This window comes from Colwellia sp. C1TZA3 (assembly GCF_007954265.1).
Classification (GTDB): Bacteria; Pseudomonadota; Gammaproteobacteria; order Enterobacterales; family Alteromonadaceae; genus Cognaticolwellia.
Window position 1 is genome coordinate 49,992 of sequence record NZ_VOLS01000027.1, and the last position, 7,010, is coordinate 57,001.

General features: G+C 36.1%; 5 protein-coding genes. 4 read left to right on the forward strand and 1 reads right to left on the reverse strand.

Annotated features, from left to right (window positions below; translation table 11 throughout):
* Nucleotides 1–196: 196 nt before the first annotated feature.
* The 3 genes from ESZ39_RS09755 to ESZ39_RS09765 all read left to right on the forward strand — a co-directional run bounded on the left by ESZ39_RS09755 (nucleotide 197) and on the right by ESZ39_RS09765 (nucleotide 4,848).
* The gene (locus tag ESZ39_RS09755; RefSeq protein WP_146879721.1) at nucleotides 197–1,126 is read left to right on the forward strand and encodes a hypothetical protein; all 930 of its coding nucleotides are present in this window, start codon (nucleotides 197–199) and stop codon (nucleotides 1,124–1,126) included.
* A 767-nt stretch (nucleotides 1,127–1,893) separates the two neighbouring features.
* Nucleotides 1,894–2,403, forward strand: coding sequence for a cold shock domain-containing protein (locus ESZ39_RS09760; protein ID WP_146879722.1), 510 nt, complete (start codon nucleotides 1,894–1,896; stop codon nucleotides 2,401–2,403).
* Between the two features lie 1,149 nt (nucleotides 2,404–3,552).
* The gene (locus tag ESZ39_RS09765; RefSeq protein ID WP_146879723.1) at nucleotides 3,553–4,848 is read left to right on the forward strand and encodes a tyrosine-type recombinase/integrase; all 1,296 of its coding nucleotides are present in this window, start codon (nucleotides 3,553–3,555) and stop codon (nucleotides 4,846–4,848) included.
* A gap of 27 nt (nucleotides 4,849–4,875) precedes the next feature.
* On the opposite strand, the gene ESZ39_RS09770 is transcribed toward ESZ39_RS09765, so the two are convergent.
* On the reverse strand, nucleotides 4,876–5,454 hold the full coding sequence (locus ESZ39_RS09770; RefSeq protein WP_146879724.1) for a hypothetical protein: 579 nt from the start codon (nucleotides 5,452–5,454) through the stop codon (nucleotides 4,876–4,878).
* Nucleotides 5,455–5,995: 541 nt separating this feature from the next.
* Here ESZ39_RS09770 and yghU point away from each other — a divergent pair.
* Nucleotides 5,996–6,865 (forward strand): glutathione-dependent disulfide-bond oxidoreductase, encoded by an 870-nt coding sequence (yghU, locus tag ESZ39_RS09775; RefSeq protein ID WP_146879725.1) that lies wholly within the window; start codon nucleotides 5,996–5,998, stop codon nucleotides 6,863–6,865.
* Nucleotides 6,866–7,010: the final 145 nt, after the last annotated feature.

A 7,010-nucleotide genomic window follows, 5' to 3' on the forward strand; every position in this document is an offset into this window, starting at 1 on the left:
ACCCTCAAAAAATTATTTTTATTTTTGACTATGGCAATATGATTTTAAATACTTGTTCGAACAATTTCTGACTTCTGCAGAAGTCAGATTAACTTATTGTCTTAGCTAAACTTAACTTTTACCTTGGTACTGTTTATTTGTACAGTATTGTTTGGTAAAATCATCTTACATCCTTTTTAGCCAATCTCCAGTTACCATGACCAAACAAAAAATCAGCTTTGAACAACGTTATGACGAAATAGGCCAAACCCTTAAAAGCTATTTTGCGACTTTAGATTTAGCGCAAAAAACCTTTGTAAATTACTGCAAATTTAATGGTCGATTATTATTTATAGAAGAACAACGGTTCAACGAAAAAGAGCAGGACTTTTCAGAACAATACAAAATAGTTACGGCCTTACAAAAAGTTCTCGCATTAGAGTATAACGATGCACCAAGCTCTTTTGCGTTACCAGGCAGTACGGCAACTTTTCACGCGGTTATTGCATTGCCAACAGAATGTGAAGAAACCATTATTGATATTAATGAAACGAAGCATCTTATCGGTGAGCTACTAGCTTCAACTGTTGATTCTAGAACAAAAGTTGACGGTAATTGGACACCGATGAATAAGGAATTATTACGCGCTATTGGCAGACCTAGGGCTAATATTAAACAAGTTAAACGACGTTTGAATGTGCATAAACAGCAATATAGCCGTATTTCATATAGCGGTACTTGGCAACGGCCAAACTACCGCAAGACCTACGAAGATGTTAAAGCCTTATTATCTCAATTTACCTCAGAGCAAGCGAAATATGACCGGGAAACTTTAGAAAAATATAAGCATCTAAAAACCTTTGCGTTGTATTATGACAAGCATTACAGCTCGATGGACGGTAACTTCAAATTAAAAGAGCCAGTAATAATAAATCATCTAGACGGCAGTAAATCAGAAAAAAGTATTTTGACACAAAAAATTTCATCACCTATTTATCTATTGTGTGATGGAGATGTGAAAGATGTTGATATTGAGATTCGCTATAAAATTAAAGAAAATAAAAACACCCGTAGCTCTTTTAAAGTAGTGATTGAAGAAAAGCCTATTCTTAAGTCAGTACCTGTTTATTTGTATCACGAGGAATAATGCTTTTATATTTATGCCAGTGTGAAGCTACGTGAAAAGTGAGAGCCTAACCCTTGAAAAACAAATATAATCAACAGACAACGCGGGCTTTTAAAGCATAAAGGGCGTAATGAAGATAATCCCTGTAATTTTAAACCTAAGCCGAAAGTAATGAGCTTAACCCCACACGCAAAAACCCTGCACTTGGTAAATCTGTAGTTTCCGCGTTTTAGGTTTGCTGAACCAGACCAAATCGGACCGTTTAAAAAGGATTGATTTTTTTAGTAAGTGCAGGTATATCAACAAACGCCATTCTTTCATCCATATCTTTCGGCTTAGGTTTAAAAATAGCTGGTTTTTTGTAATATGACGAATAATGTCAACATTATTAACCTGTCTAAAAGGAGGTACTTACGTGATGGTATGTAGGATAACAATAATACTGGTTGTTCAATGTCTCAATAACCCATAACAAAGTAAGGCTGTACGGTCATCTCAAATGTCGTTGTAAGCTCTAAAACAGTACTTTAAGTAATGAAATAATAGCTCTCAAAAATTAATCAATAGAGCGCTTATCTTTTGATGCAAATAAAGAAAGTACTGAATAAACAGTTAAAATGTAACAATCACAGTAATATTTCCAGGCGAAATTTACGTTTCAAAGCATGCTCTGTAATATTAAAGGCTGAACAAAAATCACCTAAGTCTTTGTAACTGTGCTATTAGAAACAGCGTGTCATAAGTTACAGGTTAAATAGCATCGAGATTTTTACTCAGATGAAACCCTAATGTATAAAGAATTTAGCTTTATTCAGTCGAATGACCTCAGCCAAGATACCTTTATCTATATCTCAATGTTAAAGGCTATGAGCAGAAAGCCTAAACAAGGTGACTTCATCTACTTTGAAACAGAAAAACAGGCCAGAGGTAAAACCAGAGCCATTAATTGCCGCATAGAAGGTGTGTTAGCAATATCGATAAATAAACCTACTCACCATATACATATAAATGTTTTAGCACCTAAAAGTGAAAAAATCATAGTATTGGTTCTCATCGTTGTAGCAGCATTTACCTATCAAAGATTAAACATTTCACCCATACCAGCGCAACATTTAATAACAACACCTGTTATTGTCTTACCAAACGATCCCAGTACACAGTTTAACTGTGATGGTCGGCAACACTGTTGCGAAATAATATCACGTGCAGAAGCTGAAATTTTCACTCGCCAATGCCCAAATACTAAAATGGATGGAGACAGAGATGATATTCTTTGTGAAAGCGATTCTGGGTTTTAACATTCATAAGAAGAAACATTATCCTGTTGTGTAAAGCTAGCTTTGACAAGCATCAAAATACTGATGTCATAATAAAGGCTTAGGCAGGGCGCTTAATGCCAAATTTAAAAGCACGGTCATTGTTATTACTCCTGTCCATGCAGCGCTCAGTTATGCTGATCTTATATACTTGTCGTCATTGCTTAGCTGGAGGCAAGTTAAAAGCGTATTATCAATAACAAATAAAGTACTCTAATAAGCGCCATTCTTCGAGTTATTTGAAGATAATGGCAATAAATATCTAAGTTGTGTTTAAAAATATCATTAAAAGACACAAACAAAAAAGTGATTTATGCGTTAGCAAAGGCTTTGAACTATTGGATCTTATGTTTTCTTTGGTTGTGAAAACGAAGGCTTTGAACTGAACTAGAAAATGTCAGCAGCCATGACCATTGGTAATCTAATACTTAAACGCATAATAGAAGTTGGCAACCGTGTTTAGGTAAATAACACCCGTAGTAGTTATAACAATTTGATGATAAATGACATAACAAGTTAACTGATGAAGGCAGTTAATCAGATTTTACAGCGTTAGATAATAGCAATGCAGACACTTAGTATTCGTAAAGTAGGCTTGAGACTAAATCAATAAAAAGTACTTTTAGTGAAACTGGGTTATTGGGTAATCAAGTTTCAGCCTAAGCAGACAGTACCTAGATGAAGCCACACCATAGAAAAACTGAAAAGTGAGTTCAGTTTAGTCTGCTACAAAAAAGTAGCGTGCAGCTACGTGCAAAACAACCAGGTAAGTTACACCAAAACTAATTTCATGCACGTAGCGCACGATTAAAATAGCGAGGTAATCATAAACGGGAATAAGATATCAATCAAAAGCTGTGTGAGTGTTAGATTTAAAACACTATATTTCAAATTATGATATCAGCTTTCAAAACACGATGTCATAATGTCAGGTATTAAAAGTATAAGTTTACGTGTACAAGTAATATTAGAGTAATCTAACGGTAGCTTTAATTAACAGGTGATTGCAGGGCAAGCGGCTACACCTCCACATGCCCTACTATGTCCGATACTCTATAATATTGGACATAGTAGAGTAGTTGATTTATAGTGGCTTCCCATAGTGTTTTATTGATTATTTTGAGCTAGCTAATGTCTGTATTGAAAACTTGTCCCGAGCCATTATTTCCAACTTACCCTGAGTTATGTGAATTTACCTTTGAAGATTATCCAACTGTTAAGACTTTATTAACACCTGACGTTGAAGTGAACTCTGAATCTACTGCTGAACCTGAGTCAGAATCTGGACCTCAAGTATGGTGGTTAGAACACTGGCATTGGGGAAAAGATTTTTTAGCCTACACCGGTCGAAATAAATCTGCCCATACTTATGATCGCTTTCGCAATGAGATTGAAAAGTTTCTGCTGTGGAGCTTCTTTATAAACAAAGTCCCCATAGACAGATTACGAAAAACTGATATCTTACAATATGCCGACTTTTGTTGGAAACCGCCCGTAAACTGGATTGGTACCAGTAACCAAGAACGCTTTAAATTAGCTAACGGCTATTTTGTCATTAATGAGCATTGGCAACCATTTAAAATTCAAGCCGCAAAAAGTCAGATGATTAAAGATATTGATAAGAAAAAATATCGTCCATCTCAGCAAACATTAACCTCTACATTTACCGCTATTATCGTTTTCTATAACTATTTAATGGCTGAAGAACTTTGCTACGGCAACCCTGCACAAATAGCTAAAAAAGACTGCAAACATTTCATTAATGACGTACAAGTTAAAGAAGTTAAACGCTTAACTAATAGTCAATGGCAATATTTACTTGATACTGCCATTGATATGGCTGACGAAAATCAGTCTTATGAGCGAAACTTATTCGTTATTGCCGCGTTAAAAACCCTCTTTCTAAGGGTTTCAGAGCTTAGTGAACGTGAATTTTGGTCACCTATTATGGGTCACTTTTGGCAAGACGAAGATGAAAACTGGTGGTTTAAAGTCTTTGGTAAAGGCCGTAAGCTTCGTGATACTACAGTACCGCCCGACTTTATGAGTTTTCTAACCCGCTACAGATTGTCTCGTGGCTTTTCTCAACTCCCTGCTAATGGTGAAAATACTGTTTTAGTTGAAAAGATACGGGGTCAAGGTGGTATGAGCTCCCGTCATTTAAGACGTATTGTGCAAGAAGTTTTTGACTTGGCTTATCAAAACATGAAGCAAGTTGAAGGTGAAAATAGAGCCTTGAAGCTTAAAGAAGCTTCTACTCACTGGTTAAGGCACACCGGCGCAAGTATGGAAATTGAACGTGGCCGCGCCCTAAAAGATCTTTCAGAGGATCTAGGTCATGCTAGCATGGCAACCACAGATACCGTTTATGTCCAAACCGAAAACAAAAAACGTGCTGAAAGTGGTAAACGTCGAAAAGTTGATTAAACGTATGATCTAAAATACTAAAATAACTTATAACGAGTAAACATCAGGGCAAACAACAACAGTTGCCCTGCTGTCACAGAGGTAAATTTGTTTAAAGCGACTTTGCCATTGCTCAATAGCATTGCTAATAAAACGGTCTTGCCAAATCTTTTGGACATGATAAAAGCTGTCTTTCCCAAGTAGCATCAGATGCAATATTTTGGCTTCGCTGCCATTTTTTTTCTTACAATTTGTCTGCCATATCTCGCTTGGATATGGCTCATCAGGAGAAGACTGTAGTGTTAGTGTGGTAAATTCTGCACAGGCGTCATAACCAGGTTGGTCTATCACTTGACGAAAGTAAGCTATTTTTTTATCTTCTGGCAAAGTGACACTGATCACATAAGCATCTTTAAAGCCATAAACGGGATGCTGCCATATTCTAGATTGATAATTTTCTTTATTTTCAATCGAAAGATACCAACCAGCCAAAAAGCCAGAGTAAGGTGTAATGAGGTTTTCACCTTTAAATACAGATACTTTATGTTCAACAATGTTTGTACAGCCAACTAAAAAAATATAACTGAGGCTTAACAAGAGAATATTTTTGATGGTTTTTATCTGCACGCTAAGTTTACCAATTAAGAAATATTGAATATTAAATTGCCAGTTAATATAGGCCTTTTAGTGTTTTTTATATAACGAATATTGTGCTTTATAGATATATTTTACCGTTGTTTATTCGATATGTAACTACGGTCTTGAAAACTCTAACAGCCTAGTATAACGATGCAATAAAAATTTCAAATCAATTACAACACTTTGAATTAAATTTTCAGCCTAAAAAACCTAGTGCGCTTGAGTATACCAATCTCACTAATTTTATCATTATTTCACCCAGTTAAAACAATTCACTACTGCGTTATTTATTTAATCATTATCGCTGCATAAATGCAGGTGCATATTACCCCCGAACAACGAGTTATTCAAATAACCCCCTTGTATTTCGCTGTTTTCCCCTGCATATAAAGTAGAGCAGATAACTAATGAAACTCGTCTTATTATTTCGCTGATCAAAATCAGTATAAAATTTTGATCATAAGACTAGTATGTTATTAACTTAAGCATAACTTACAAACCGCATCATTTTATAAATATTGGAGCAGGCATGAGTGAAGAAAATTCATATATCCCGCCAAAAGTATGGCAATGGAACACCAGCAATGGTGGTAATTGGGCAAGCATTAATCGCCCTATTTCTGGGTCAACACACGATAAAGTCTTAGAAAAAGGTAAGCACCCTTTTCAGTTATATTCCCTCGCAACGCCCAATGGCGTTAAAGTCACCGTTATGTTTGAGGAGTTACTAGCCTTAGGTATTAAGGAAGCACAATACGATGCCTTCCTGATTGACATTAGCAAAGGAGATCAATTCGGTAGTGACTTTGTTGAAATCAATCCAAACTCAAAAATACCGGCCTTGTTAGATCAAAGTAATGAGCAACCAATTCGCTTATTTGAATCCGGTTCTATTTTATTTCACTTAGCTGAAAAATTTAATACCTTTTTACCCAGTGACAGTAAACGTGCTGAGTGTATGTCTTGGCTATTTTGGCAAATGGGGAGCGCGCCTTATCTCGGGGGTGGCTTTGGCCATTTTTATGCCTACGCCCCTGATAAAATAGAATATTGTATTGATAGATTTTCAATGGAAGTAAAACGTCAACTCGACGTACTCGACAAGCACCTGGAAAAAAATCATTATTTATGTGGTGATGAATATACCATTGCCGACATTGCTATTTGGCCTTGGTATGGTGCACTTGCTTTAAATCGTTTATATGATGCTGCAGAATTTCTAGATTTATCGTCTTATAAACATCTTATGCGTTGGGCAGAAGAAATAAATCAACGACCTGCGGTAAAACGTGGTGTTATGGTAAATAAGACCTGGGGAGAATTATCAAGCCAGTTACATGAACGACACGATGCCAGCGACTTTTTAGAGCGTACGCAAGATAAACTAGCCAAAGAGTAGTTTATACCCGTTCCACTTTAATACCAGTTCCATTAAGTTTGTGATCTTGTTGTGCGCAGGAAAAATAACTCAAGGTAAGGCGCTCGATTGAGCAATAGCTGGCTATTGGGAGTGAGAGCAACACAGCCTTGAGCTATTTTAACTA